This window comes from Pseudomonas fluorescens (genome assembly GCF_000802965.1).
GTDB classification, from domain to species: Bacteria; Pseudomonadota; Gammaproteobacteria; order Pseudomonadales; family Pseudomonadaceae; genus Aquipseudomonas; species Aquipseudomonas fluorescens_A.
The window spans coordinates 1-25,023 of sequence record NZ_JSAK01000033.1 but is presented as its reverse complement, the minus strand read 5'-3'; the positions used below and the strand labels follow the sequence as shown (position 1 = coordinate 25,023).

The following is a 25,023-nucleotide window of genomic DNA, read 5'->3' as shown; positions in this document are numbered from 1 at the left end:
CTGCTCGTGGCAGGCCGGGTAAGTGGCCGGCAGTGGCCGGCGAAAGCCGTTGTACGGCTTACTGTTCAGACTAGCTTCAACGCACAAGGTTTAAAGTCCCTTCGTCGTCTTGCTTGTAAGAAGCGGTCTGGAGCGGCACTCTTGAAGTTCTTGGCCGCCCGGATTTTTTGCTGGAGAACTGCTGATGACCGATATTGATGCACGCTTGCGCGAGGACGTTCACCTATTGGGTGAGCTATTGGGCAACACCATTCGTGAACAGTACGGGGACGGCTTCCTCGACAAGATCGAGCAGATCCGCAAAGGCGCCAAGGCTGATCGTCGCGGTTCCATGGACGCCGAACTGAGCGCCAGCCTCAATCAGCTGACCGAAGACGAGTTACTGCCGGTGGCGCGGGCGTTCAACCAGTTCCTCAACCTGGCCAATATCGCCGAGCAATACCAGTTGATTCACCGTCGTGAAGAATCCCAGGCTGCGCCGTTTGAAGCGCGGGTGCTGCCGGAATTGCTCGCACGCTTGCGCGCCGAAGGTCACGGTGCCGAATCTCTGGCCCGGCAATTGGGTCGACTGGAAATCGAACTGGTGCTGACCGCGCACCCGACCGAAGTCGCGCGCCGTACGCTGATCCAGAAATACGACGCCATCGCCGCGCAACTGGCGGCCCAGGACCACCGTGACCTGACCAATGCCGAGCGCGAGCAGATCCAATCGACCTTGCAGCGTTTGATCGCCGAAGCCTGGCACACCGAAGAAATCCGCCGCACGCGCCCGACGCCGGTCGACGAAGCCAAATGGGGTTTCGCGGTGATCGAACACTCGCTGTGGCAAGCCATTCCCAATTACCTGCGCAAGGCCGATCAGGCGCTGCACGCTGCTACCGGCCTGCATTTGCCACTGGAAGCGGCGCCAATTCGCTTTGCCTCGTGGATGGGCGGAGATCGCGACGGCAACCCGAACGTGACGGCCGCGGTCACCCGTGAAGTGCTGTTGTTGGCGCGCTGGATGGCGGCCGATTTGTACCTGCGCGACGTCGATCAACTCGCCGCCGATTTGTCGATGCAGCAAGCCAGTGACGAACTCAAGGCCAAGGCTGGCGACAGCGCAGAACCGTATCGCGCCGTGCTCAAGCAACTGCGTGAACGCTTGCGCGCGACGCGCAACTGGGCGCACACCGCGTTGACGACGCCGACGCCGGCAACCGCCGATGTGCTGCAAAACAACCGCGAGCTGCTCGATCCGCTGGAGCTGTGCTACCACTCGCTGCACGAATGCGGCATGGGCGTGATCGCTGACGGTCCGTTGCTCGATTGTCTGCGCCGGGCGGTAACTTTCGGCCTGTTCCTGGTGCGTCTGGATGTGCGACAGGACTCGTCGCGGCACAGCGCGGCCATGACCGAAATCACCGATTACCTGGGCCTCGGTCGCTATGAAGACTGGCGCGAAGAAGAGCGCATCACCTTCCTGACCCGCGAACTGAACAATCGTCGACCGTTGCTCCCGGCTCACTACAAACCTTCTGCCGACACTGCCGAAGTCTTGGCTACGTGCCGCGAAATCGCTGCTGCGCCGGGAGCATCCCTCGGCTCGTACGTGATTTCCATGGCCGGCGCTGCTTCCGATGTGCTGGCCGTGCAACTGCTGCTCAAAGAGTCTGGCGTAGTGCGGCCGATGCGCGTGGTGCCGTTGTTTGAAACCCTCGCCGACCTCGACAACGCCGGGCCGGTGATCGAGAAACTGTTGCTGCTGCCGGGCTATCGCTCGCGCCTGCAAGGCCCGCAGGAAGTGATGATCGGCTACTCCGACTCGGCCAAGGACGCCGGCACCACGGCGGCGGCCTGGGCGCAGTATCGGGCGCAGGAGCGCTTGGTGGATATCTGCCGCGAGCAACAAGTGGAACTGCTGTTGTTCCACGGTCGCGGCGGCACTGTGGGCCGTGGCGGCGGCCCGGCCCACGCGGCGATCCTGTCGCAGCCACCGGGTTCGGTGGCGGGGCGATTCCGCACCACCGAGCAGGGGGAAATGATTCGTTTCAAATTCGGCCTGCCGGACATCGCCGAGCAAAACCTCAATCTGTACCTGGCGGCTGTGCTTGAAGCAACCTTGCTGCCACCGCCACCCCCGACGCCTGAATGGCGCCACTTGATGGACGAATTGGCAGCAGACGGTGTCAGCGCTTACCGCGCCGTGGTGCGGGAAAATCCGCAGTTCGTCGAGTACTTCCGCCAGTCCACACCGGAACAGGAGCTTGGCCGTTTGCCGTTGGGCAGTCGTCCGGCCAAGCGACGCGCCGGCGGAATCGAAAGCCTTCGGGCGATTCCGTGGATCTTCGGCTGGACCCAGACGCGGCTGATGCTGCCGGCCTGGCTCGGCTGGGAAGCGGCGCTGAGCAAGGCGCTGGAGCGCGGCGAAGGCGAACTGCTGGGGCAAATGCGCGAACAGTGGCCATTCTTCCGCACCCGCATCGATATGCTGGAAATGGTCCTGGCCAAGGCTGACGCGGACATTGCCCGCTCCTATGACGAACGTCTGGTCGAGCCGGACTTGCTGCCATTGGGCGCGCACTTACGCGACCTATTGTCGCAGGCGTGCGCCATCGTCCTCGGGCTGACCGGTCAGTCGCAGCTACTGGCACATAGCCCAGCCACCCTGGAATTCATTCGTTTGCGCAACACCTACCTCGATCCGCTGCATCTATTACAAGCAGAGTTGCTCGCCCGTTCCCGGCAACAGGATGTGGCGCAAGGTAGCCCGGTAGAACAGGCGCTGCTGGTGTCTGTGGCGGGGATTGCCGCCGGTTTGCGAAATACCGGCTAAGGTTTTCGCCGTGGGGTCAGGCCTTCGACGCAAGCGCCGAAGGCCGATGAATGGCGCATCCAAAAGTGCGGCCAGGCGACAGTTAATGATGGGGTTGCGACTAGGGGAACCGCGCCGAATGCACACAAGAGGCGGCGGTTTCTCCGACTTTTGGCGGCTTGTGTGGGCGCAGCCTGCTGTGTATCTTGATCAGCCTTTGGCCGTTTGGGCGGTCACGACCCTTTTTTGAGATTGGCCCCACGAGGCGAATCTGACGTTATCTATATAAAAAATTGAGGAGCACATCGATGCGCGTCATTCTGCTGGGAGCTCCCGGGGCCGGTAAAGGTACTCAGGCAAAGTTCATCACTGAAAAATTCGGCATTCCGCAAATCTCCACCGGCGACATGCTGCGTGCTGCGGTCAAGGCCGGCACCGAGCTGGGCATCAAAGCCAAGAGCATCATGGATGCCGGCGGCCTGGTCTCCGATGACCTGATCATCGCACTGGTCAAGGACCGCATCGCCCAGTCCGACTGCGCCAACGGTTTCCTGTTCGACGGTTTCCCGCGCACCATTCCTCAAGCTGAAGCGCTGGTGACTGCCGGCGTCGAGCTGGACGCAGTGGTTGAAATCGCCGTTGAAGACGAAGAGATCGTGCAGCGTATCGCCGGTCGCCGTGTTCACGAGGCCAGCGGCCGCGTGTACCACATCGTCTACAACCCGCCGAAAACCGCCGGCAAAGACGACATCACCGGTGAAGAGCTGGTACAGCGCAAGGACGACACTGAAGAAACCGTGCGTCATCGCCTGTCGGTCTACCATTCGCAGACCAAACCGCTGGTGGCTTTCTACCAGAATCTGTCGGCTGCCAATGGCAAGCCGAAGTACAGCCATATCGAAGGCGTCGGTTCGGTAGAAGCGATTACCGCCAAGGTACTTGCAGCGCTGAGCTGAAAAGTCTGAACCGCTGCATCATCCACGGCCCGCTTGCGGGCCGTAGTTGTTTATACTGACGCACTTTTTTCTGACCTCTTGTTACGGAAACATCGATGAGCACCTTGCTGGCCCTGGACACCGCGACTGAAGCTTGCTCCGTTGCCTTGCTGCATGACGGCAAAGTCACGAGCCATTACGAGGTGATTCCGCGCCTGCATGCGCAGAAGCTGTTGCCGATGATCCAGCAATTGCTGGCCGACGCCGGCACCACGCTGCAAGCGATTGATGCCATCGCCTTCGGACGTGGGCCGGGTGCGTTTACCGGTGTGCGCATTGCCATTGGTGTGGTGCAAGGCTTGGCCTTTGCGTTGGATCGCCCGGTGTTGCCGGTGTCGAACCTGGCCGTATTGGCGCAACGCGCCTTGCGTGAGCACGGCGCCAATCAAGTCGCAGCCGCCATCGACGCACGCATGGACGAGGTGTACTGGGGCTGCTACCGCGAAACGGCGGGGGAGATGCGGCTGGTCGGCGCTGAAGCCGTTTTGCCACCGGAAGTCGCGGCACTGCCGGCGGACGCCAGCGGCGATTGGTTCGGCGCGGGCACCGGTTGGGGTTATGCCGAGCGCATCGGCGTCAACCTGATCGGTCAGGACGCCGGCATGTTGCCTCATGCTGAAGACTTGCTGACGCTGGCGCGGTTTGCCTGGGCGCGTGGCGAAGCGATTGTGGCCGATGAGGCGCAGCCGGTTTATCTGCGGGACAAGGTTGCCACCCCCAAGGCACGTTAAACGCGGTCCCCTGTGTCGAGGGAGCTTGCTCCCGCTCGGCTGCGCAGCAGTCGCAAAGATCAGGCTGTAGGGTGTAACTGACGATCGTTGGGGCCGCTTCGCAGCCCAGCGGGAGCAAGCTCCCTCGCCACAATGCGTACCACCTCGAGCCAATCGTCGTTTTCTAACCTCAGCTTTTAAACCTTTTGCTCTTTATGTGTTCTAGTTATCACTCGGCGGTTTGCGAAGTGGGTTATGTGCCACTAGACTGCCACCACTGATACCGAGCATGCATTTATGCGTATAGACGGCATTTCCTCTCAGTCCTACCCCATCAAGCGCAAGCCTCGCAAAGGCCGTGTGGCGCAAGACGAATCCGTCGATATCGAAGGCGAGCTGGAATTTCCGTCCGAAGAGCAACTGGCAGCTCAAGCCGCCAGAGCCTCTGCGCAAAAACTGAGTAATCTACCCGCCCGCCAACAAGACATGCTTTATCACCGCGCCATGAGCAAAAGCGTGGCGATGGCCCTGGCCAGCTACCTGAGCACCGCCGGTTTTGTCGATCTGGATGCGCAAGTGCTGGGTCTCGACCTGTACATCTGATGCTGCTGCCGTACTACCTCGGCTGCCCGTCATGGAGCGAAAGCGCCTGGCGCGAATATCTCTATCCGCCAGACGCCAAGCCCGCCGAATTTCTTAATCTTTATTCTCAAGTTTTCAACGCCGTGGAAGGCAATACGACCTTCTACGCGAGCCCGGCTGCCAGCACCGTGCAGCGTTGGGCCGAAAGCATGCCTGAGCATTTTCGCTTCACCGCCAAATTCCCCGGCGACATCAGCCACAGCGGTGACCTGCGGGAACAATTGACCGCCGCCGAAACCTTCACCCAATTGCTCGGTCCCCTCGGTGGACGGGTGTCGCCATTGTGGCTTCAGCTGTCGAAAAGCTTCACGCCACAACGATTGCCCGAACTGGCCGGTTTCATCGATGCCCTCGACCGGCCGTTGGCGGTGGAAGTGCGGCACGGCGATTTTTTCGCCAAGGGTGACAGCGAGCGGATGCTCAATCGGTTGTTGCTGGATCGCGGGGTGGAGCGTATTTGCCTCGATCCGCGCGCCCTGTTCAGCTGCACCTCGACCGATCCCTCCGTGCTTCACGCGCAATCGAAAAAGCCCAGAGTCCCCACGCGTCCGGCAGCGTTCACCCAGTTCCCGCAGGTGCGCTTCATCGGCCATCCGCAACTCGAAGCCAACGACCCGTTTCTGCTGCCGTGGGTAGAGAAAATCGCCCTGTGGATTGAAGAGGGACGCACGCCGTACATCTTCCTGCACACCGCCGACAACGTGCTGGCGGCGAAACTGGCGCAGCGTTTTCACGCCCGATTGATGCTGCGTTTACCTGGCTTGCCGCCGCTGCCTGAGCTATACAGAGAGCCCGCCGCCGAGCAACTTGGCCTGCTCTGAAGCGGATTCGTTCGCCTTTTCAGGAGCCTGCCAAATGGATGCGCAAACCCTTCGAGCCCAAGCCTTCAAAGCCCTGCACGAACGCGAGGGGGCTTTTGTCATTCCCAACCCGTGGGATGCCGGTTCGGCAAAAATGCTCGCCAGCCTGGGCTTCGAGGCGCTGGCGACCACCAGCGCCGGGTACGCTTTTTCCAAGGCGCGTCCCGATGGCGGGCTGAGCCTGGACGATACCCTGATGAACGTTCAAGCGATTGTCGCCGTCAGCGATTTGCCGGTGGCGGTGGATCTGGAAAACGGTTTTGCCGACAACCCGGCCGATTGCGCGAAGAGTATTTTGCGTGCGGCGGAAGTCGGCGCTGTTGGCGGTTCGATCGAGGACGCCACGGGCCGCGAAGAGAGTCCGATCTATTGCTTCGACCATGCCGTAGCGCGCATCGAGGCCGCCGTCGCCGCCGCGCGCAGCTTGCCATTCCCTTTCACGCTGACGGCCAGGGCCGAGAATTTCCTGCATGGCAATCCGGACCTGGCCGATACCATTCGCCGCTTGCAGGCGTTCGCTGAAGCAGGCGCCGACGTGCTGTACGCGCCGGGTTTGCGCAGCGCTGAAGACGTGCTGGCGGTCGTGCGCGCCGTGGCGCCGAAACCGGTCAATGTGTTGATGTCCGGCGGCTTGAAGTTGACGGTCGACCAGCTCAGCGAAATGGGCGTCAAGCGCATCAGTGTCGGCTCGGCGCTGGCATTGGCGGCCTATGGCGAATTTTTCCGCGCCGCTGCAGAGATCCAGAAATCCGGCACGTTCGGCTTCACCTCGCGCTCCATGCCTTACGCGCAGGCCAATCAATTGTTCAAAGGCTGACGATGCGGTTTCGCGGGTGGCTTTTGCTGGTGCTGTTGATCATCGCTGCGACAGGAGCGGGCATCTGGCGCGGCTGGATCTCACTGCCGCCGCAGTGGAATCCCTGGGCGCCGCTGGACGTGAAGGCTGCGCCGAACCTGCTGACCCGCTACAAACTGATGCGTCTGCGCGATGATCCGCTGTTGTGCAACCAGGCGTTGAGCAGCTCCGGATTGCGCGTGGCCCGTCAGGCCGACAGCCCGGACGCGAAATGCCCGCTGACCGACGCCTTGCGTGTGCAGGGCGGCGACGTGGCGCTGAGCAGCAGCTTCCTCGCCAGTTGCCGGCTGGCCGTGTCGTTTGCCCTGTTCGAGCACCACGCCCTGCAACCCGCCGCCCAGGCGGTGTACGGGCAAGCGGTCGCGCGGGTCGATCACCTCGGCAGCTTTGCCTGTCGCAATGTCTACGGTCGCGAGAATGGTCGGCGCAGTCAGCATGCGTCGGCCAATGCGCTAGATATTGCCGGTTTTCGCCTGGCTGACGGCCGGACCATCAGCGTGCTCAAGGATTGGCCGAAGGATAACCTGGACGCACAGTTTTTAAGGCAGGTCCGCGATGGCGCCTGTGGACTGTTCAGTGTGGTCTTGAGCCCGGACTACAACGCCGCTCATCGCAATCACTTTCATGTCGATGTCGGGCCGTGGTGGCTTTGTCGCTGATAATCAGGCGGCGAGGCGCAGGTTCTGCAGGATGATCGGGCGTGCCCAGCCATTATCGAAGTCGAGTTGTTTCTGTTGCTCGATCAGCTCTTCAGGCGAGAACGGAGGGAACGGCTTGTCCAGCAGGTCGAGTTCGAACTCGGCGATCGGCAAATGCAGTGGACGCGGTTGCGGGGCAGGTCCGGCTTCTGGCAGTGGCTGACTTGCGGTCAACACGATTGGACGTACCCAGCCGCTTTCGAAGTCTTGCTGTTTCTGCTGAGCGACGATTTCTTCAGGCGGGAACGGTGGGAATGGCTTGTCGGCCAGGTCCATTTCGAACTCGGCAATCGGCAGGAACAGCGGTTCTGGCGGGCGGACCGGAGTCTCCGTCACATCGCATTCGCGCTGGGAAACGATGTGCGCCAGCAGGTCGCTGCCGACGGTAGGTTCGACCGGGCTGTCGAGGTCGACGGGTGGAAAGTTGAGAGATTCAGGCAGCACCTCACCCGACTGATCGGCCAGCGCACGGGCAAAGAAATCCTGCCAGATGTGACTGACGCCGCTCAGTGCCTGGGTGTTTCGCAGGTTGTAATTGCCGTAAGGCGAGATAAAACCTGTGATTGTGGGTTGAATGTCTGACATTTCTCTCGGTCGACGCTCAGCTCTGGCAAAATGCTCGATAGTTTTGTTATCGGCCGTTTTTGCCGATCATTAATTTTTTGAGTGTGTTTTCCGATGATTGAGCAACCGGCGGCGTGCCGCATCCATGTCGAGGCCTTGGGCGCGACCTTTCAGCCACAGGCCGAGCACTGGGCCGAGCGCTTGGGCTTGCCGTTGCAGGTGGATGACGGTGAGTTTGCGTTGCAGGTGGGCGAGCAGGGGTTGCAGTTGCAACAGCTGGGGCCGGACGCACCGGGGCCGGTGCGGGTGGACTTCGTCGAGGGCGGCGCGGCGCATCGTCGATTGTACGGTGGTGGCAGCGGGCAGATGATCGCCAAGGCTGTCGGCATTGCCCAAGGCGTGCGTCCGCGGGTGCTGGATGCCACGGCCGGGTTGGGCAAGGACGCGTTCGTGTTGGCCAGCCTCGGTTGCGAGATGAGCCTAATCGAGCGTCAGCCGCTGATCGGTGCCTTGCTGGAAGATGGCCTGGCCCGTGGCGCGGAAGATTTCGACGTAGCGCCGATTGTGGCCCGCATGCGGTTGCTCAAGGGCAATTCAATCGAGGTGATGCGTAACTGGGAGGGCGAGCCGCCGCAGGTGATCTACCTCGACCCGATGTTCCCGCACCGTGAGAAAACCGCGTTGGTGAAGAAGGAAATGCGCCTGTTCCGGCCGCTGGTGGGCGATGACCAGGATGCGCCGGCATTGCTCGAAGCGGCGTTGGCTTTGGCGACGCACCGAGTGGTGGTCAAGCGCCCGCGCAAGGCGCCTTGTATCGAAGGGCCGAAGCCGAGTCATGCGCTGGATGGCAAGTCGAGCCGGTATGACATTTATCCAAAAAAAGCGCTTAAGCCGTAAGATCTAGTCGCCGCCATCGCGGGCAAGCCCGCTCCCACAGTATTTGTGTCGAACACAATATTTGAGAACACTCCGGACCCTGTGGGAGCGGGCTTGCCCGCGATGGCGTCAGGCCAGATACTCTGAGCCTATGACTCACTCAGGCCGAAAAGCCCGCATAAACAACCCCACCACTTCCTGCACATGGCTCTCGGCCGCATCCCCGGTCAGCGGATCTCCGCAGCCATACAGCAAGCGAAAATTCCCCGCGCCCTTGAGCAGGCAGAAGAAATGCTCAGCCGCATTGTGCGGTTTGTCGATGCTCAACGCGCCGCTCTGATCGATCTTGCTCAACAAGCGCTCCATGCCATGCAGCATCCGTTGTGGGCCGGCCTCGAAGAAGATCTGCGAAAGTTTCGGGTCCTGGCTGCCGAGGGTCATCATCAAGCGGTGCAGGTTCACCGATTCATCGCTGTTGATCAGCTGATGAAACCCGCGCGCGATGTTCAATAGCACCGCTTCCACTGCAACGCCTTCCGGCAATTCAAAGAACAGTGGCGGCAGTTGCTCCTCGCACTTGGCCATCACGGCGGCGGAGAACAGCGTTTCCTTGTCGTTGAAATGGCTGTAGACGGTCAGCTTCGACACACCGGCCTCGGCCGCCACGGCGTCCATGCTGGTGTTGGCGTAACCCTTGGTCAGAAACAGCGTTTTCGCCGCGTCGAGGATCGCCTGGCGCTTGGCCAGATCCTTAGGACGGCCGGGGCCGTTAGGTGCTGAAAGATTGTTCGGCATATGCGCTTTTATTACTGGACTGGTGAGTTTGCTATTAATACCATACCGGTCAGTATAATTATTCCAAGCACCATTAGCGAAAGGTCGTTCACCATGTTCCGCTATGCCTTGCCCCTCGCGTTGCCAGTCAGCCTGGCGTTTTTATTGACGGCGTGTGGTCACGAAGAGGCGCCTCAAGTCAGCATTCGACCGGCCATGGTGGTTCAGCCAGAGCCTTCGGCGCAGGCGACCGAAAGCTATCCCGGTGAAGTCCGCGCCCGTTACGAGCCGGACCTTGCGTTTCGCATCGGCGGCAAAGTCAGCCGACGACTGGTCGACGAGGGGCAGCGGGTCAAGGCCGATCAACCGTTGGCCGAGCTCGATCCGCAAGACGTGCGCCTGCAACTGGAGGCCACTCGCGCCCAGGTCGCGGCCGCCGAGGCGAATCTGAGCATGGTGCGTGCCGAGCGTGATCGCTATAAAACGTTGATGGATCGTCAACTGGTCAGCCGCTCGCAGTACGACAATCACGAAAACCTTTACCGTTCCGGTGAAGCGCGTCTCAAACAAATCAAAGCCGAATTCAACGTTTCGACCAATCAGGCCAGTTACGCGGTATTGCGTGCGCCGCAGGATGGCGTGGTCGCCAAGCGCTCGGTGGAAGTCGGGCAAGTGGTCGCGGCCGGGCAGACGGTGTTTACCCTGGCCACCGATGGCGAGCGCGAAGTGTTGATCAGCTTGCCGGAACAGAGCTTCGGCCGTTTCAAGGTGGGTCAGCCGGTGTCGGTGGAACTGTGGACGCAACCGGATCAGCGCTTCGCCGGGCGCATCCGTGAACTGTCGCCTGCGGCCGATCCGAAGTCCCGCACCTTCGCCGCCCGCATCGCATTCACCGGTGGCAAGGTCCCGGCCGAGCTCGGCCAGAGCGCCCGGGTGTTCGTGCAGACGGCCGAGGCGGTGCCGTTGTCGGTGCCGCTCTCTGCACTGACGGCGGAAAACGGCGTGACCTACGTCTGGGTCGTCAGCGCCAATAACACCTTGAAGAAAACCCCGGTGCGGGTCGGCGCTTTCGGTGAGAAAACCGTGCCGGTGCTCGAAGGCTTGAACGCCAGCGACTGGGTAGTGGCTGCCGGCGTCCATGTCCTTCTCGACGGGCAATCCGTGCGCCCGGTGGATCGCTCCAACCGCGTGGTCAATCTGGCGGACAAGGAGTAATCCCCGATGGGCTTCAATCTTTCCGAATGGGCGCTGCGTAATCGCCAGATCGTACTGTTCCTGATGCTGTTGCTGGCCATCGTCGGCGCAATTTCCTACACCAAACTCGGCCAAAGTGAAGACCCGCCTTTCACCTTCAAAGCCATGGTGATCCGCACCAACTGGCCGGGGGCGACGGCGCAGGAAGTCTCGCGCCAGGTCACTGAACGCATTGAAAAGAAGCTGATGGAAACCGGCGAGTACGAACGCATCGTGTCGTTCTCCCGTCCGGGTGAATCCCAGGTGACGTTCATCGCCCGCGATTCCATGCACTCGGTGGAAATCCCGGAACTCTGGTATCAGGTGCGCAAGAAGGTCAGCGACATCCGCCACACCTTGCCGCCGGGTATTCAGGGGCCGTTCTTCAACGATGAATTCGGCACCACGTTCGGCAATATCTACGCCCTGACCGGCGACGGTTTCGACTACGCCGTGCTCAAGGATTACGCCGACCGCATCCAGATCCAGCTGCAACGCGTGAAGGATGTGGGCAAGGTCGAGTTGCTCGGGTTGCAGGACGAAAAGATCTGGATCGAGCTCTCCAACGTCAAGCTCGCCACCCTGGGCTTGCCGTTGGCGGCGGTGCAACAGGCGTTGGAAGAGCAGAACGCGGTGTCCACCGCCGGCTTCTTTGAAACCAGCAGCGAGCGTTTGCAGCTACGGGTTTCGGGGAATTTTCAGACAGTCGATGAGATAAAAAACTTTCCGATACGGGTCGGTGATCGCACGTTCCGTATCTCCGATGTGGCGGATGTGCGCCGTGGTTTCAACGATCCTCCCGCACCGCGCATGCGCTTCATGGCCGAAAACGCCATCGGGCTGGCCGTCGCCATGAAGGACGGTGGCGACATTCTGGTGCTGGGCAAGGCGTTGGAAGTCGAGTTCGATCGCATCCAGAAAAACCTCCCGGCCGGCATGCAACTGCGCAAGGTTTCCGATCAACCAGCGGCGGTGAAAACCGGCGTCGGCGAGTTCGTGCAGGTGCTGGTGGAAGCGCTGGCGATTGTGCTGCTGGTGAGCTTCTTCTCCCTCGGCATGCGCACTGGGATGGTGGTCGCACTGGCGATTCCGCTGGTGCTGGCCATGACGTTTGCCTGCATGTATTACCTCGGCATCGGCCTGCACAAGATTTCCCTCGGCGCGCTGGTGCTGGCGCTGGGTTTGCTGGTGGACGACGCGATCATCGCCGTGGAAATGATGGCGATCAAAATGGAGCAGGGCTTCGACCGGATCAAGGCCGCGAGCTATGCCTGGACCAGCACCGCGTTCCCGATGCTCACCGGTACGCTGATCACCGCCGCCGGTTTCCTGCCGATTGCCACCGCACAATCGGGCACGGGCGAATACACCCGTTCGATCTTTGAAGTTGTCACCATCGCGCTGCTGGCGTCCTGGGTGGCTGCCGTACTTTTCGTACCTTATCTCGGGGAAAAACTCCTTCCGGACCTGGCGAAAATTCACGCAGCGAAACACGGCACAGGCCAACCCGATCCTTACGGCACGCCGTTCTATCAGCGCGTCCGGCGCCTGGTGGAGTGGTGTGTGCGCTGGCGTAAAACCGTGATCACGGCGACGGTGGTGCTGTTCATTGCGTCCATCGTGCTGTTCCGTTTTGTGCCACAGCAGTTTTTCCCGGCATCGGGCCGACTGGAGTTGATGGTCGATTTGAAACTGGCCGAAGGCGCGTCGCTGAGCAACACCGCCGAAGAGGTCAAACGCCTCGAAGCATTGCTCAAGGACAAAGCCGGAATAGACAATTACGTGGCCTACGTCGGAACCGGTTCGCCGCGTTTTTACCTACCTCTGGATCAGCAATTGCCTGCGGCGAGCTTCGCCCAGTTTGTCGTCCTGGCGAAAACCATCGAGGAGCGCGAAAGCCTGCGCACCTGGCTGATCGCAACGCTCAACGAGCAATTCCCGGCCCTGCGCTCGCGGGTCACGCGCCTGGAAAACGGCCCGCCGGTTGGCTATCCGGTGCAATTCCGGGTGACCGGGGAACACATCGAGGAAGTCCGCGCGCTGGCACGCAAAGTCGCGGCCAAGGTTCGTGAGAACCCGCATGTGGTCAACGTTCACCTGGACTGGGAAGAACCGAGCAAAGTCGTGTATCTGAACGTCGATCAGGACCGCGCGCGGGCACTGGGCGTCAGCACGTCGAACCTGTCGAAGTTCTTGCAGAGCTCACTCACGGGTTCCAGCGTCAGCCAGTACCGCGAAGACAACGAGTTGATCGAGATCCTCCTGCGCGGCACCTTGCATGAGCGTACCGAACTGTCGTTGCTGCCAAGCCTGGCAGTGCCGACCGACAACGGGCGCAGCGTGGCCCTGTCGCAGATCGCGACGCTGGAATACGGCTTTGAAGAAGGCGTGATCTGGCATCGTAATCGCCTGCCCAACGTGACGGTGCGTGCGGACATTTACGGCAAGGAACAACCGGCGACCCTGGTGCAGCAGATCATGCCGACCCTTGATCCAATCCGCGCCGAGCTGCCGGACGGGTACTTGCTGGATGTCGGTGGCACCGTGGAAGACTCGGCACGCGGGCAGAACTCGGTGAAGGCTGGCGTGCCGCTTTTTATCGTCGTGGTGCTGACATTGCTGATGCTGCAACTGCGCAGTTTCTCACGCACGGCGATGGTGTTTCTGACGGCGCCGTTGGGGTTGATCGGGGTGACGTTGTTCCTGATGGTGTTCCGTCAGCCGTTTGGTTTTGTCGCCATGCTCGGGACCATCGCGTTGTCGGGGATGATCATGCGCAACTCGGTGATTCTGGTGGATCAGATCGAGCAGGACATTGCGGCCGGGTTGAAGCCTTGGCAGGCAATTATCGAGGCCACGGTGCGGCGGTTCCGGCCGATCGTGTTGACCGCGCTGGCCGCTGTTCTGGCGATGATTCCGCTGTCGCGCAGTGTGTTTTTCGGGCCGATGGCGGTGGCGATCATGGGCGGGTTGATCGTGGCGACGGCGTTGACGTTGCTGTTCTTGCCGGCGTTGTATGCGGCCTGGTTCCGGGTCAAGAAAGAGCCGGCCTGAGCCGTAAGCGATCTCTTGTAGGAGCTGCCGCAGGCTGCGATCTTTTGATCTTGATTTTTTAAGATCAAAAGATCGCAGCCTTCGGCAGCTCCTACAGGTTTTTGCGGTTTTGGTTAGAGCGTGCCAAACACTTTTTTCGCGAGACTGGTCGCCGCAGCCGCCGGGTTCTTGCGGATGGTTTCTTCCTGTTTGCCGATCATCTCGAACAGGCCGTTCAGCGCCTGCTCGGTGACGTAGTTTTCGACATTGGCATTCTTCGCGTCGACCACGCCCAGAGTGGCGGCTTGGCCGGCGAACGAGTTGTATTGCTTGGCCAGGCCGACCTGGTCGGTGGCTTGCTTGACGATTGGCAGGAACTTGGCGCGGATCTGTTCGCGGCTGGTTTTGTTCAGGTACTGCGTAGCCGAATCGTTGCCGCCGCTGAGAATGCCCTTGGCATCTTCCACCGTCATTTTCTTCACCGCGTCCACGAGGATCGGCTGGGCCTGGGTCACGGCGGTTTCCGCCGCTTTGTTCATGCTGGTTTCCAGTTGATCGACCTGATCCCCCATGCCGAACTGTTTCATTTTGCTGGCGACCTTGCCCAGTTTACCCGGCAGTTCGATCTTCACGTCTGGGTTGTTGCTGAAGCCGCCCGGTGCGCCGAGTTGTTTAACAGCCAGTTGCGCACCTTGGGTCAGCGCGTCCTTGAGTCCGCCGGTGGCGTCGTTTTGCGACAGGTCGCTGAGGGACAGCGCCAGGGCGCTGGCGGAGATCATCAAACCTGCGCACAGGCCGGCGAAACGGAGGGTAGGGCGAAACATGGAGGCTTCCTTGGTCGAAAGGCGAATTTAGCGAAACGCGTCGATGCGGATTTTCAGTGGCTGCGGGTCGCGGCCAGCGGCGACAATCTAGCGGTTTTTTTCAGCAATTTCGCCCCGCTTAATATGAAAAGATCTTTTCAGGATCTGCTAAAGGGTTTCAATACAACGGTGCCGGGGTAGACCTCTATGGCATTGCGATATTCATTTTCAGTGGCCGCCAGGGTATAGCGGTTACCCGGTACAACAGTATCTGGATCGTATTCCAGATAGAACGCCTCTGCCATTTTTTTACTGATATGTATTTGAGTAAGTTGCATCTGCGCATTGTCGTGCTCATGGGCGACGATAGTAACTGCATGTTCAGGTTCGACCGCTTCAGGTTCTTGAGCCTGAACGTAGAGGCGACCAATAGGACTTAAGTGCAGGGTTTGGCGGTGGGGTGCACGGTGGGCGATTACGAAGTAGTCCAGGTCAATCAGCAGTGGGGAGCCGTTGTGGGACATGCTGACGTTCACGCGGTATTTGACGCTGACATCTGAATAGGTGTGTGCAAAATAATAATTCCAGCGTCCGCTGCGCAGTATCGGCTCTTTGTATTGTGCGACATTGACAGGGTTTGAGGAGTTTGCAGTTTGAATGCTTATATACGTTTCACCTTCGCCGTCGCTGGGAGGGAGAAAGTCGTCTGGCAAACTAAGAGTAAGGGTAATGTATTGATCTGAAAAGTTCATGGCGATATCCGTATCTGGACCATTTATATGGAGTGGTCTATTAATTCATAACTCAATAGATATAAGAACATCCTTGTTCTTATAGTCGTTATCAGGAAGTAACAGTCGGCTTCGATTGAGCCTGATCCGCCGCATCTTCACTGCGATGCAGAGCCACTTGGCGAATCGACAAACGAATATCCGCCGGCAATACCCGTTTCGCCGCGCCTTCGGCCAGTTCGCCGAGCAGTTCGTGATAGCTCAGCTTGCCGGCTTCATCGCGCTTGAGCACGTCGAGGTCGAGCATGGTCTGGATGAAGTGGCGGAACAGGCTCTTGTCGAAGAATTCCGGGGCGTTCAGGCCGTGCAGGATCGACAGGCGCTGGGCCATGACCGTGCACAAGTCCTCCAGCTCTTCGGCGCTGATGCTGTTCTGGCCGCTGTTGAGCAGCAGCGAGACGGTCATGTAGAAACGCTGCAGGGTCTGGGCAATGCTTTTCGACAGCAGCGTCAGCAGCACAAAGTGCCGCGAACTCGGCGCCGGACGCAGGTAGACGTCGTTCTCGACGCGCAGCAGGCCTTGCTCGACGAACGCTTCGAGCCATTGATCGATCACCGCATCCAGTTCGTCCAGCGACCAGCGAATGAACAGCTCAGCTTGCAGGTACGGATACAGCGCGCGGGTGTAGCGCAGGATCTGTTCGCGGCTCATGCGCGAGGCGCTCTGGAAGAAGCTCGCCAACAGTGACGGCAGCGCGAAGATGTGCAGCACATTATTGCGGTAGTAGGTCATCAGGACGGCGTTCTGCTCATCCAGATAGAGAATCTTGCCCAGGGCATCGCTCTGCTCGGACAGCAGGTCCATGTCCTTCACATGCTCGATCAGCGCCCGGCCATCACCCTCCGGCAGCGTGGTGTGCGGCGAGTAAGGCACTTTGCGCAACAGCGCCAGATACAGGTCGAGCACCCGCGCCATTGCACGATCGTCAAGGGCCAAACGGCTAGTGGACAGCAGCGCCAGCGCCACCAGATTCACCGGGTTGATCGCCGCTGCTTCGTTCAAGTGCTGCGCGACTTTTTCGCCGAGGCGGTTGGTGGTTTCGTTGAGCCAGGCCGGCTTGAACTGCGGACCGAGTTCCTGCTTGCGCCAGTCGGGCTGTTCGCTGTCGAGGAATTCCGCCAGTTTGATCGGCTCGCCGAAGTTCACCGCCACCTGACCGAAGCGCTGCTTGAGCGCGCCGATGACTTTGAAAATGTCGAAGATCGATTCTTTCTTCTTGGTGGCGCCACGCAGTTCGCCTAGGTAAGTGCGGCCTTCCAGCACGCGCTCATAACCGATGTACACCGGCACGAACACGATCGGCATGCGCGAGGAGCGCAGGAAGCTGCGCATTGTGATCGCCAGCATCCCGGTTTTCGGTTGCAGCATGCGTCCGGTGCGCGAACGGCCGCCCTCGACGAAGTACTCCACCGGGAAACCCTTGGTGAACAGGGTATGCAGGTATTCGTTGAACACCGAGGTGTAGAGCGGGTTGCCTTTGAACGTGCGGCGCATGAAAAACGCGCCGCCACGCCGCAGCAGGCTGCCGATTACGGGCATGTTCAGGTTGATCCCGGCGGCAATGTGCGGCGGGGTCAGGCCGTTGCGGAACAGCAGGTACGAAAGCAACAGGTAGTCGATGTGGCTGCGATGGCACGGCACGTAGATCACTTCGTGACCCTGGGCGACCTTCTGCACGCCTTCGATGTGGTTGACCTTGATGCCGTCGTAAATCTTGTTCCAGAACCAGCTCAAGACCACTTCGAGGAAGCGGATTGCGGTGTAGGTGTAGTCCGAGGCGATCTCGTTGCCGTAGCGCAGAGCCTGGGCCTTGGCTTTTTCCGGCGAGATGTTCTCGCGCTCGGCTTCGTCGAGGATGGCTTGCTTGACCAGAGGCTGGTTGATCAGGCCCTTGACCAGATTGCGACGGTGGGAAATGTCCGGGCCGATGACGGCGGCCTTCAGATTGCGGAAGTGCACCCGCAGGATGCGCTGGGCCATGCGCACGGTGCGTTCGTGGCCCTTGTTGTGGTCGATCAGCTCGCGCAGATGGATCGGCGCGGAGAATTGCACACGGGTCTTGCGTCCCAGCACGATGATGCTGAGCAATCGGCGCAGGCGCCCGGTGACGGCCCAGCTGTCGGCGAACAGCAGTTTCCAGGGGCTGTTTTCGCTGTCCGGCGACTGGCCCCAGAACACGCTGACCGGAATGATCTGCGCATCTTCGGCAGCGTTCTGGCTCAGGGCGCTGACCAGGCGGGTCAGGGTCGGCGGCGCACCGCGCTTGTCCTGGCGACCGAGCCAGTCGGGGTCTGGCGTCAGGTAGAAGAACGCCGCCGGTTCCAGCAGGTTGCCGACCGAGACCGGCAGCACCGGGCGTGGCAAACCAGCCTTGCGGCACTCGGTGTCGACCACGGCGAGGTCGGTCAGCGAAGGGTTTTGCAGGACATAGAACACCGGACGACTGCGGTCGAGGTTGAGGGTGAACGACGACTGGTTGATCGTCTCCGAGCGAACCCAGAGGTACAACAGTCGGCGCAGGGTGCCAAACACAAGACGGCGGAACGGGGAACGGGTCATACGGCTTCTGCGTGAGTGAGTAAACCGAGCGTTTTCTCGGGGGGCTGACAGTGTGCCGGATTCATCGAAAATCGGCAAAAAAGCACTTAAGTAAACTCCGTTTGAGAGTTTTAACGCCTGGCATATACTCGGCGAGCCCGCACTGGCCAGACAGTGGCACCGATCAGTGCAAGCAACGTTCCCGAGGCTTTCCTGCGAAAAGCCCGATCAATAATAAAAAAGGAGTATGAACAGATGGCAACACGTGAAACCGGCAACGTGAAGTGGTTCAACGACGCCAAGGGCTACGGTTTTATTCAGCGCGCGGACGGGGTGGATGTGTTCGTGCACTACCGCGCGATTCGCGGCGAGGGGCATCGCTCGCTGACTGAAGGCCAGCAGGTTGAATATGCTGTGGTGACGGGAGAGAAGGGTTTGCAGGCCGAAGACGTCGTCGGCTTGTAAGAAGACCTTGTAGGAGCTGACTTGCCAGCGATGGCGGAGTGTCAGGCAGACCGCGTCGGCATGATCGCCAGCAAGCCGGCTCCTACAGGTTCAGATTGCTCTCGGATTACGCGGTTTTCCAGGTGATCTCTTCTTCACCATCGGCACTGATACGAATCCAGCGATCAGCCGTCTCTTCGCCTTCTTCCTCGACCCAGGTGCCCGGCGCGCAACGTACTTCCACGTTAAGCGCGGCAAACGCAGCGCGGGCGCAGGCGATGTCGTCTTCCCAAGGCGTCTGGTCACTTTCCAGGTACAAGCTGTTCCACTTTCCTACGGCTTTCGGCAGCCAGGTCACCGGCACGTTGCCGGCCTTGCACTTGTAGGTCTGGCCTTTCTGGACCCAGTCGGTGCACGGGCCCAATGCCGAGCCAAGCCAGGCGGAAATGGCTTTGTGGTCGACGTCGGCGTCTTTCAGGTAAATCTCGATATCGGGTTGGCGCATGGATGTCCTCATTGCGGGTCTGAAAAATCCATTCGCGGATTTAGCCGGCCTTGGGTCATTGCCCAAGACCAAAATTGAACATTATTGAAGAACGAAATAATCGTAGCGCATCGAGACGGTGACCTCGAACGGCTCTGCCTGTTCGATGACGGCTGCCCGACGTTCAGCGCTGGCGCGCCAGCCGTGGGGCGTCATGGCCAACAGGTTGGCGCGGTCCTGACCACTTTCCAATACCAGTTTGAATGTCAGGGTCTCGCTGTGTTGCAGCGCCATACCGTCAGGCACCAGGTCCAGATGCTTGTCGTCAATGTACTCGCGGACTTCGTCGTACAACCGCTCGCGCAATTCCATCAGGTGGCCGCTGGTCGGTCCGACTTTCATCAGGCCGCCGCCGGGGCTGAGCAGGCGTTTGGCTTCTTCCCAATCCAGTGGGCTGAAGACGCTGGCCAGAAACTGGCAACTGCCCGGGGCCAATGGCACACGGGCCATGCTGGCGATCAACCAGGTCAACCGAGGGTTGCGTTTGCAGGCGCGTTTGACCGCTTCCCGGGAAATGTCCAGGGCATAGCCGTCCGCATCCGGTAAAGCATCGGCGATTTGCGCGGTGTAGTAACCCTCGCCACAACCGATGTCGAGCCAGCGTTGCGGCGCATAACCAGCGGCGAGTTCCGCCAGGCGCTTGGCCACCGGCGCGTAATGGCCGGCATTCAAGAAGTCGCGACGGGCTTCGACCATCGCCTGGTTGTCCCCAGGGTCTCGGCTGTTCTTGTGCTGCACCGGCAACAGGTTCAGGTAACCCTGGCGCGCACGGTCGAAACGATGCCCTGCGGGGCACACCACGCCGTTGTCCACCGCGTTCAGCGGTTCGCTGCAGATCGGGCAAGCCAGCATCAGGCGAGCAACTTGATCATGGTCTGGTAGTAGATCTCGGTCAGCACGTCGAGGTCCGCGGCCAGCACGCGCTCGTTGACCTGGTGGATGGTCGCGTTGACCGGCCCCAGCTCAACCACTTGCGTACCCATGGTCGCAATGAAACGACCGTCGGAGGTGCCACCGCTGGTGGACGCCTTGGTTTCGCGACCGGTGATGTCCTTGATGCTCGACGACACCGCATCGAGCAGCGCGCCCGGCTCGGTGAGGAAAGGCAGACCGGACAAGGCCCAGTCGATGTGCCAGTCCAGGCCATGCTTGTCGAGGATGTCGGCCACGCGTTTTTGCAGGCCTTCGACCGTGGACTCGGTGGAGAAACGGAAGTTGAATACCGCCACCAGATCACCCGGAATCACGTTGGTCGCACCGGTGCCGGAGTTGACGTTGGAGATCTGGAAACTGGTCGGCGGGAAGAAATCGTTGCCGTGGTCCCAATGCTCGGCGGCCAGTTCGGCCAGCGCCGGGGCGGCGAGGTGGATCGGGTTTTTCGCCAGGTGCGGATAGGCCACGTGGCCCTGCACGCCGCGGACGGTCAGTTTGGCGCCGAGAGAACCGCGACGGCCGTTCTTGACCACGTCGCCGACCAGCGTGGTGCTCGATGGTTCGCCGACGATGCACCAGTCCAGACGCTCCTTGCGCGCCGCCAGACGTTCAACCACAGCCTTGGTGCCGTGGTGTGCCGGGCCTTCTTCGTCGCTGGTGATCAGGAAGGCGACCTTGCCCTTGTGGTCCGGGTAGTCGGCGACAAAACGTTCGGCGGCCACGGTCATCGACGCCAGGCTGCCTTTCATGTCCGCCGCGCCGCGGCCGCAGAGCATGCCGTGTTCATCGATTACTGCGTTGAACGGGTCGATCTGCCAGGCGGTGACCGGGCCGGTCGGCACCACGTCGGTGTGACCGGCGAAGCAAAGCACCGGGCCGTCGTGTTTACCGTGGGTGGCCCAGAAGTTATCCACATCTTCGATGCGCATTGGCTCAAGCGCAAAACCGGCATCGCCCAGGCGCTGCATCATCTGCTTCTGGCAATCGGCGTCGACCGGCGTCACGGACGGACGGCGGATCAGGTCGATGGCGAGTTGAAGGGTCGGCGAAAGGTCGGCGTGGGCCGTCATGTAAAAGCTCCGAGGTGCGCACGATAAACCTGCAGGAGCTGCCGAAGGCTGCGATCTTTTGATCTTGATTTTGAACAGCAAAGATCAAAAGATCGCAGCCTTCTGCAGCTCCTACAGTGCAAAAGGGCGATCATTCTAAAGCAAAACGGCGGCCCGAAGGCCGCCGTTTGACGTTAACCAGTAACGGATTATGCCGTTGCCGGTTCCGCTTCCACCGACGGTTTCGGCAGCGACGACAGGAACGCCATGATCAGCGCCGCCAGGTACGGCAGCGACTGCACCAGCAACATGGTCACCCAGAAGCGCATGTCGTTGCTCGGCAAGCCGTTCACCAGGAAGATCCCCAGCGCCGCGCTCCACAGCAGCAACATGATGAACACTTCTTCGCGAGCCTCCGAAATTGCCACCCAGAAGCCGTGGTTATCGGCGTTCTTCGGTGTGCGGAAAAACGGAATGCTGCTGGTGAAGAAACCGTACAGCACCGCTTTGGCGATGGTGTGCGACAGCGCCAGCCCGGCCAGCGCCGCGCAGAACGCGTCTTTCAGGTTCACACCCACCGCACGACGGTAGAGGAAGATGATCTTGCCGACCTTGAACACGAACAGCGCCAACGGCGGGATCGCGAAAATCAGCAGCGGCGGATCGACCCGCTGCGGCACGATGATCATCGCCGCCGACCACAACAACGCGCCGACGGTGAAGAAGATGTTCATGCCGTCGGCCACCCACGGCAACCAGCCCGCGAGGAAGTGGTAGCGCTGGCCGCGAGTCAGTTCGGTGTCCTTGCCGCGCAGCAGGCTGCGGGTGTGACGCTTGATGATCTGAATCGCACCGTAGGCCCAGCGGAAGCGCTGTTTCTTGAAGTCGATAAAGGTATCGGGCATCAGGCCCTTGCCGTAGCTGTCGTGGTAATACGCCGCCGACAAGCCTTTTTCGAATACCCGCAGACCCAGCTCGGCGTCTTCACAGATGCACCAGTCGGCCCAGCCCAATTCTTCGAGCACCGAGCGGCGGGTCATGGTCATGGTGCCGTGCTGGATGATCGCGTCACGGTCGTTGCGAGTCACCATGCCGATGTGGAAGAAGCCTTTGTATTCCGCGTAGCAGAGCTTCTTGAAGGTGCTTTCGTTCTGGTCGCGATAGTCTTGCGGCGACTGCACCACGGCGATTTTCGGATCGGCGAAGTGCGGCACCATGTGCTTGAGCCAGTTCGGGTGCACACAGTAATCGGAGTCGATCACCGCGATCACTTCGGCATCCTTGGCGGTGTGTGGAATCAGGTAATTCAGCGCGCCACCCTTGAAACCGGCCAGCGGCGCGACGTGGAAGAACTTGAAGCGCGGGCCGAGGGTTTCGCAATAATCGCGGACCGGTTCCCAGACCGCCGGGTCCTTGGTGTTGTTGTCGATGATCAGGACTTCGAAGTCCGGATAGTCGAGGTTGGCCAGTGCATTGAGGGTCTGTTTGACCATCTCCGGCGGCTCGTTGTAGCACGGCACGTGGATCGACACTTTCGGGCGATAGCTCGAATCGCCGACCACCGGCAGGAATTCCCGGCGCCGCTTGTGAATCCACACGGCCTCGGCCAGCTCATGGGCTTCGGTCAACAACACGATAAACACCCCGAGTGCCCCGAGGGCAAGCAAGAAGCCCACCGTCAAGCTGAACCAGGTGCTGTATTGCTGGCTGTAGTCATAACCGATCCACACCAGCACCGAACCGCAGAGGAACGCGATAAAGGTCAGGAAGGTGCGACCGCGCTGGCGCAAGGCCGAGCCGTCGATCATCAGCAAGGTCAGCGACAGCAGCGCCAGTACCACCGAACCGATGGCCAGCACGCGCCATTGCGGAATCGCTACCACCGGGCCTTCAAAGTTGAATTTCTGCTGGCGCGCGGCGTTGAACACGCCCCAATACGCGCCCACCGAACCTTCGTCGCTGGCTTTCCAGGGTTGGTCAAACGCTTCGATCACGAAGTAGTTGAAGCCCTGGCGGTTGAGCTTGTTGACCAGGGTCCGCAGGTAAATCGCCTGGTCTGCCGGTGAAGCATCGGCGCCACCGCGCATGCGACCGTTGCTCGGCCAGCCCACTTCGGACAGCAGCAGCGGTTTTTTCGGGAACATTTTTTTCAGGTCGCGGGCACGGTCGAGGACGAACTGGCCGGCCTTGTCCATTGGGACAAATTCCCAGTACGGCAGGACGTGCGCGGCGATCAAGTCAACGTGTTTGGCCAGTTCCGGGTGTTCTTCCCAGACGTGCCACTGCTCGGATGTGGTGACCGGCACCTTCACGGCGGCGCGGACACGATCGAGGATCACGCTTAGATCTGCAGCGGTAATTTCCTTGCGAAAGATTGCCTCGTTACCGACCACCACGCGAACCACGCTTCGCGAGGAGTTGGCGATTTCGATGGCGCGGGTGATTTCCCGTTCGTTGCGTTCCTGGTCCGGGCTGATCCAGATCCCCAGCGTCACCCGCAGGCCGAACTCTTCCGCCAGTTTCGGGATGTTTTCCAGCGTGCCGTCGACCGAGTAAGTACGGATGTTGTCCGTCAGCTTGCTCATGATCTCCAGGTCGCGCCGCATTTGATCGTCGGTTGGATACTGTTCTTTCTGTGGGAATTGGCCTTGCTGGAACGGCGAATACGAGAAGCCGGAGATTTGTTCAGGCCAGTTGGGAGCGGTGACCGGGCGATTGATCAGCGCCCAGAAGCCGGTAAACAAGGCAGCGATGGCGAGCACCACCACCAGGTTGAGTCCAAATTTACGCGATGACATAGCTATTTCGGGTTCCAAAGACTGTGGAACAAATGAACGGTCGGCGGCCGCAGAAGGGCGCGCATCCTACACTGGCAGTTCACTGAACGTACACCGGACAGGGAAATACCGGACATTGGGCAATGTGCTTTCACATAAGTTCTTACACTTGTAGCTTGAAACTTAAAACTTGCCGCTGCTAAGCCCTATAATGCGCGCCGGTTTTTGAGGTGATGGTCATGAGTGCAGAAGATCCACGGTTTGCTGGTATCGCCCGTTTGTATGGCATCGAAGGCCTTGAGCGCCTTCGCGCAGCCCATGTGGCGATCGTTGGCGTCGGTGGCGTCGGTTCCTGGGCGGCGGAAGCCATGGCCCGTTGCGGCGTGGGCGAGATTTCCCTGTTCGACCTCGACGACGTCTGCGTCAGCAACGCCAACCGTCAGTTGCACGCGCTGGACAGCACGGTCGGCAAACCCAAGGTCGAAGTGATGGCTGAGCGCCTGCGCGGGATCAACCCGGACTGCACGGTGCACGCGGTGCCTGATTTCGTCACCCGCGACACCATGGCCGAATACATCACGCCGAACATCGACTGCGTGATCGACTGCATCGACAGCGTCAACGCAAAAGCGGCGCTGATCGCCTGGTGCAAACGCCGCAAGATCCAGATCATCACCACCGGCGGTGCGGGCGGGCAGATCGATCCGACGTTGATCCAGGTCTGCGACCTCAACCGTACGTTCAATGACCCGCTAGCCTCGAAAGTGCGTTCCACTTTGCGCCGCGACTACGGCTTCTCCCGCACCGTGACCCGCCATTNNAGCTTCCCCCGCCCCGTGCCCCGCCATTACAGCGTGCCGTGCGTGTTTTCCACCGAGCAACTGCGCTACCCGAAACCGGATGGCAGCATTTGCTTGCAAAAGAGTTTTGTCGGCGATGGCGTGAAGCTCGACTGCGCGGGCGGGTTTGGCGCGGTGATGATGGTGACGGCGACCTTCGGCATGGTCGCGGCGACCAAGGCTGTGGACAAGATTGTGGCGGGCGTGCGCCGGCCGGCGGAGCGGGTCAAACCCAACGCTTGAACACAATCCTTGTAGGAGCCGGCTTG

20 protein-coding genes and 2 pseudogenes are annotated in these 25,023 nt (G+C 60.4%); 13 read left to right on the top strand and 9 right to left on the bottom strand.

Going from position 1 to position 25,023, the window contains the following annotated elements; all coding sequences use genetic code 11:
- The first annotated feature begins 184 nt into the window (after positions 1-184).
- The 7 genes from ppc to NL64_RS24855 all read left to right on the top strand — a co-directional run bounded on the left by ppc (position 185) and on the right by NL64_RS24855 (position 7,516).
- Complete coding sequence (gene ppc, locus NL64_RS24885) at positions 185-2,815, top strand: phosphoenolpyruvate carboxylase (protein ID WP_034150732.1); 2,631 nt, start codon at positions 185-187, stop codon at positions 2,813-2,815.
- A 287-nt stretch (positions 2,816-3,102) separates the two neighbouring features.
- The gene (gene adk, locus NL64_RS24880) at positions 3,103-3,750 is read left to right on the top strand and encodes an adenylate kinase (RefSeq protein ID WP_034150731.1); all 648 of its coding nucleotides are present in this window, start codon (positions 3,103-3,105) and stop codon (positions 3,748-3,750) included.
- A gap of 95 nt (positions 3,751-3,845) precedes the next feature.
- Positions 3,846-4,520: a tRNA (adenosine(37)-N6)-threonylcarbamoyltransferase complex dimerization subunit type 1 TsaB gene (tsaB, locus tag NL64_RS24875; protein WP_034150730.1), complete on the top strand. Its 675-nt coding sequence runs from the start codon at positions 3,846-3,848 to the stop codon at positions 4,518-4,520.
- A gap of 276 nt (positions 4,521-4,796) precedes the next feature.
- Positions 4,797-5,102 (top strand): hypothetical protein, encoded by a 306-nt coding sequence (locus NL64_RS24870; RefSeq protein WP_034150729.1) that lies wholly within the window; start codon positions 4,797-4,799, stop codon positions 5,100-5,102.
- A complete protein-coding gene (locus NL64_RS24865) occupies positions 5,102-5,962 on the top strand; it encodes a DUF72 domain-containing protein (protein ID WP_034150728.1) in 861 nt (286 codons plus the stop codon). The genes NL64_RS24870 and NL64_RS24865 overlap by 1 nt, the downstream gene beginning before the upstream one ends.
- Before the next feature lie 34 nt (positions 5,963-5,996).
- Positions 5,997-6,818 (top strand): isocitrate lyase/PEP mutase family protein, encoded by an 822-nt coding sequence (locus tag NL64_RS24860; RefSeq protein WP_034150727.1) that lies wholly within the window; start codon positions 5,997-5,999, stop codon positions 6,816-6,818.
- A 2-nt stretch (positions 6,819-6,820) separates the two neighbouring features.
- Entirely contained in the window at positions 6,821-7,516 is a 696-nt protein-coding gene (locus NL64_RS24855) for an extensin-like domain-containing protein (RefSeq protein ID WP_034150726.1), read from the top strand.
- A gap of 3 nt (positions 7,517-7,519) precedes the next feature.
- On the opposite strand, the gene NL64_RS24850 is transcribed toward NL64_RS24855, so the two are convergent.
- Entirely contained in the window at positions 7,520-8,140 is a 621-nt protein-coding gene (locus NL64_RS24850; RefSeq protein WP_034150725.1) for a hypothetical protein, read from the bottom strand.
- A gap of 93 nt (positions 8,141-8,233) precedes the next feature.
- Here NL64_RS24850 and NL64_RS24845 point away from each other — a divergent pair, with 93 nt between their 5' ends.
- Positions 8,234-9,016 carry a class I SAM-dependent methyltransferase gene (locus NL64_RS24845; protein WP_034150724.1) on the top strand — a complete coding sequence of 261 codons (783 nt, stop codon included), beginning with the start codon at positions 8,234-8,236 and terminating at the stop codon, positions 9,014-9,016.
- 135 nt (positions 9,017-9,151) lie between these two features.
- On the opposite strand, the gene NL64_RS24840 is transcribed toward NL64_RS24845, so the two are convergent.
- On the bottom strand, positions 9,152-9,790 hold the full coding sequence (locus NL64_RS24840; RefSeq protein ID WP_034150723.1) for a TetR/AcrR family transcriptional regulator: 639 nt from the start codon (positions 9,788-9,790) through the stop codon (positions 9,152-9,154).
- 93 nt (positions 9,791-9,883) lie between these two features.
- Here NL64_RS24840 and NL64_RS24835 point away from each other — a divergent pair, with 93 nt between their 5' ends.
- Positions 9,884-10,984 (top strand): efflux RND transporter periplasmic adaptor subunit, encoded by a 1,101-nt coding sequence (locus tag NL64_RS24835; RefSeq protein ID WP_034150722.1) that lies wholly within the window; start codon positions 9,884-9,886, stop codon positions 10,982-10,984.
- A gap of 6 nt (positions 10,985-10,990) precedes the next feature.
- Positions 10,991-14,056 carry an efflux RND transporter permease subunit gene (locus NL64_RS24830; RefSeq protein WP_034150721.1) on the top strand — a complete coding sequence of 1,022 codons (3,066 nt, stop codon included), beginning with the start codon at positions 10,991-10,993 and terminating at the stop codon, positions 14,054-14,056.
- Positions 14,057-14,169: 113 nt separating this feature from the next.
- On the opposite strand, the gene NL64_RS24825 is transcribed toward NL64_RS24830, so the two are convergent.
- The 3 genes from NL64_RS24825 to plsB form a co-directional block, all read right to left on the bottom strand.
- On the bottom strand, positions 14,170-14,859 hold the full coding sequence (locus NL64_RS24825) for a DUF4197 domain-containing protein (protein ID WP_034150720.1): 690 nt from the start codon (positions 14,857-14,859) through the stop codon (positions 14,170-14,172).
- Between the two features lie 137 nt (positions 14,860-14,996).
- Positions 14,997-15,590, bottom strand: coding sequence for a hypothetical protein (locus NL64_RS24820; RefSeq protein ID WP_034150719.1), 594 nt, complete (start codon positions 15,588-15,590; stop codon positions 14,997-14,999).
- 91 nt (positions 15,591-15,681) lie between these two features.
- Complete coding sequence (gene plsB / locus NL64_RS24815; protein WP_034150718.1) at positions 15,682-18,189, bottom strand: glycerol-3-phosphate 1-O-acyltransferase PlsB; 2,508 nt, start codon at positions 18,187-18,189, stop codon at positions 15,682-15,684.
- Positions 18,190-18,423: 234 nt separating this feature from the next.
- On the opposite strand from plsB, the gene NL64_RS24810 reads away from it, so the two are divergent.
- Positions 18,424-18,633 (top strand): cold-shock protein, encoded by a 210-nt coding sequence (locus NL64_RS24810; protein ID WP_017336686.1) that lies wholly within the window; start codon positions 18,424-18,426, stop codon positions 18,631-18,633.
- Positions 18,634-18,739: 106 nt separating this feature from the next.
- Here NL64_RS24810 and NL64_RS24805 read toward each other — a convergent pair whose 3' ends face one another.
- The 4 genes from NL64_RS24805 to NL64_RS24790 all read right to left on the bottom strand — a co-directional run bounded on the left by NL64_RS24805 (position 18,740) and on the right by NL64_RS24790 (position 23,936).
- Entirely contained in the window at positions 18,740-19,117 is a 378-nt protein-coding gene (locus tag NL64_RS24805) for a hypothetical protein (protein WP_034150717.1), read from the bottom strand.
- An 81-nt stretch (positions 19,118-19,198) separates the two neighbouring features.
- A complete protein-coding gene (locus tag NL64_RS24800) occupies positions 19,199-20,008 on the bottom strand; it encodes a putative RNA methyltransferase (protein WP_034150716.1) in 810 nt (269 codons plus the stop codon).
- On the bottom strand, positions 20,008-21,159 hold the full coding sequence (gene dapE, locus NL64_RS24795) for a succinyl-diaminopimelate desuccinylase (RefSeq protein ID WP_034150715.1): 1,152 nt from the start codon (positions 21,157-21,159) through the stop codon (positions 20,008-20,010). Before dapE ends, NL64_RS24800 begins: the two co-directional genes overlap by 1 nt.
- Before the next feature lie 188 nt (positions 21,160-21,347).
- Entirely contained in the window at positions 21,348-23,936 is a 2,589-nt protein-coding gene (locus NL64_RS24790; protein ID WP_034150714.1) for a glycosyltransferase, read from the bottom strand.
- Between the two features lie 218 nt (positions 23,937-24,154).
- On the opposite strand from NL64_RS24790, the pseudogene NL64_RS24785 reads away from it, so the two are divergent.
- Together NL64_RS24785 and NL64_RS30715 are read left to right on the top strand one after the other, a co-directional pair.
- A pseudogene (locus tag NL64_RS24785) lies at positions 24,155-24,734 on the top strand (tRNA threonylcarbamoyladenosine dehydratase); the annotation flags it as partial.
- A 2-nt stretch (positions 24,735-24,736) separates the two neighbouring features.
- A pseudogene (locus NL64_RS30715) lies at positions 24,737-24,997 on the top strand (tRNA threonylcarbamoyladenosine dehydratase); the annotation flags it as partial.
- Positions 24,998-25,023: the final 26 nt, after the last annotated feature.

Excerpts from the sequence above, each read along its gene's own strand:
- NL64_RS24840 (WP_034150723.1), bottom strand. The coding sequence starts at position 9,790 with ATGCCGAACAATCTTTCAGCACCTAACGGCCCCGGCCGTCCTAAGGAT.
- NL64_RS24850 (WP_034150725.1), bottom strand. The coding sequence starts at position 8,140 with ATGTCAGACATTCAACCCACAATCACAGGTTTTATCTCGCCTTACGGC.
- plsB (WP_034150718.1), bottom strand. The coding sequence starts at position 18,189 with ATGACCCGTTCCCCGTTCCGCCGTCTTGTGTTTGGCACCCTGCGCCGA.
- tsaB (WP_034150730.1), top strand. The coding sequence starts at position 3,846 with ATGAGCACCTTGCTGGCCCTGGACACCGCGACTGAAGCTTGCTCCGTT.
- NL64_RS24800 (WP_034150716.1), bottom strand. The coding sequence starts at position 20,008 with ATGCTGGCTTGCCCGATCTGCAGCGAACCGCTGAACGCGGTGGACAAC.
- NL64_RS24870 (WP_034150729.1), top strand. The coding sequence starts at position 4,797 with ATGCGTATAGACGGCATTTCCTCTCAGTCCTACCCCATCAAGCGCAAG.
- NL64_RS24830 (WP_034150721.1), top strand. The coding sequence starts at position 10,991 with ATGGGCTTCAATCTTTCCGAATGGGCGCTGCGTAATCGCCAGATCGTA.
- NL64_RS24835 (WP_034150722.1), top strand. The coding sequence starts at position 9,884 with ATGTTCCGCTATGCCTTGCCCCTCGCGTTGCCAGTCAGCCTGGCGTTT.
- NL64_RS24790 (WP_034150714.1), bottom strand. The coding sequence starts at position 23,936 with ATGTCATCGCGTAAATTTGGACTCAACCTGGTGGTGGTGCTCGCCATC.
- adk (WP_034150731.1), top strand. The coding sequence starts at position 3,103 with ATGCGCGTCATTCTGCTGGGAGCTCCCGGGGCCGGTAAAGGTACTCAG.
- NL64_RS24825 (WP_034150720.1), bottom strand. The coding sequence starts at position 14,859 with ATGTTTCGCCCTACCCTCCGTTTCGCCGGCCTGTGCGCAGGTTTGATG.
- NL64_RS24820 (WP_034150719.1), bottom strand. The coding sequence starts at position 15,590 with ATGAACTTTTCAGATCAATACATTACCCTTACTCTTAGTTTGCCAGAC.
- ppc (WP_034150732.1), top strand. The coding sequence starts at position 185 with ATGACCGATATTGATGCACGCTTGCGCGAGGACGTTCACCTATTGGGT.
- NL64_RS24810 (WP_017336686.1), top strand. The coding sequence starts at position 18,424 with ATGGCAACACGTGAAACCGGCAACGTGAAGTGGTTCAACGACGCCAAG.
- NL64_RS24805 (WP_034150717.1), bottom strand. The coding sequence starts at position 19,117 with ATGCGCCAACCCGATATCGAGATTTACCTGAAAGACGCCGACGTCGAC.
- NL64_RS24860 (WP_034150727.1), top strand. The coding sequence starts at position 5,997 with ATGGATGCGCAAACCCTTCGAGCCCAAGCCTTCAAAGCCCTGCACGAA.
- NL64_RS24845 (WP_034150724.1), top strand. The coding sequence starts at position 8,234 with ATGATTGAGCAACCGGCGGCGTGCCGCATCCATGTCGAGGCCTTGGGC.
- dapE (WP_034150715.1), bottom strand. The coding sequence starts at position 21,159 with ATGACGGCCCACGCCGACCTTTCGCCGACCCTTCAACTCGCCATCGAC.
- NL64_RS24865 (WP_034150728.1), top strand. The coding sequence starts at position 5,102 with ATGCTGCTGCCGTACTACCTCGGCTGCCCGTCATGGAGCGAAAGCGCC.
- NL64_RS24855 (WP_034150726.1), top strand. The coding sequence starts at position 6,821 with ATGCGGTTTCGCGGGTGGCTTTTGCTGGTGCTGTTGATCATCGCTGCG.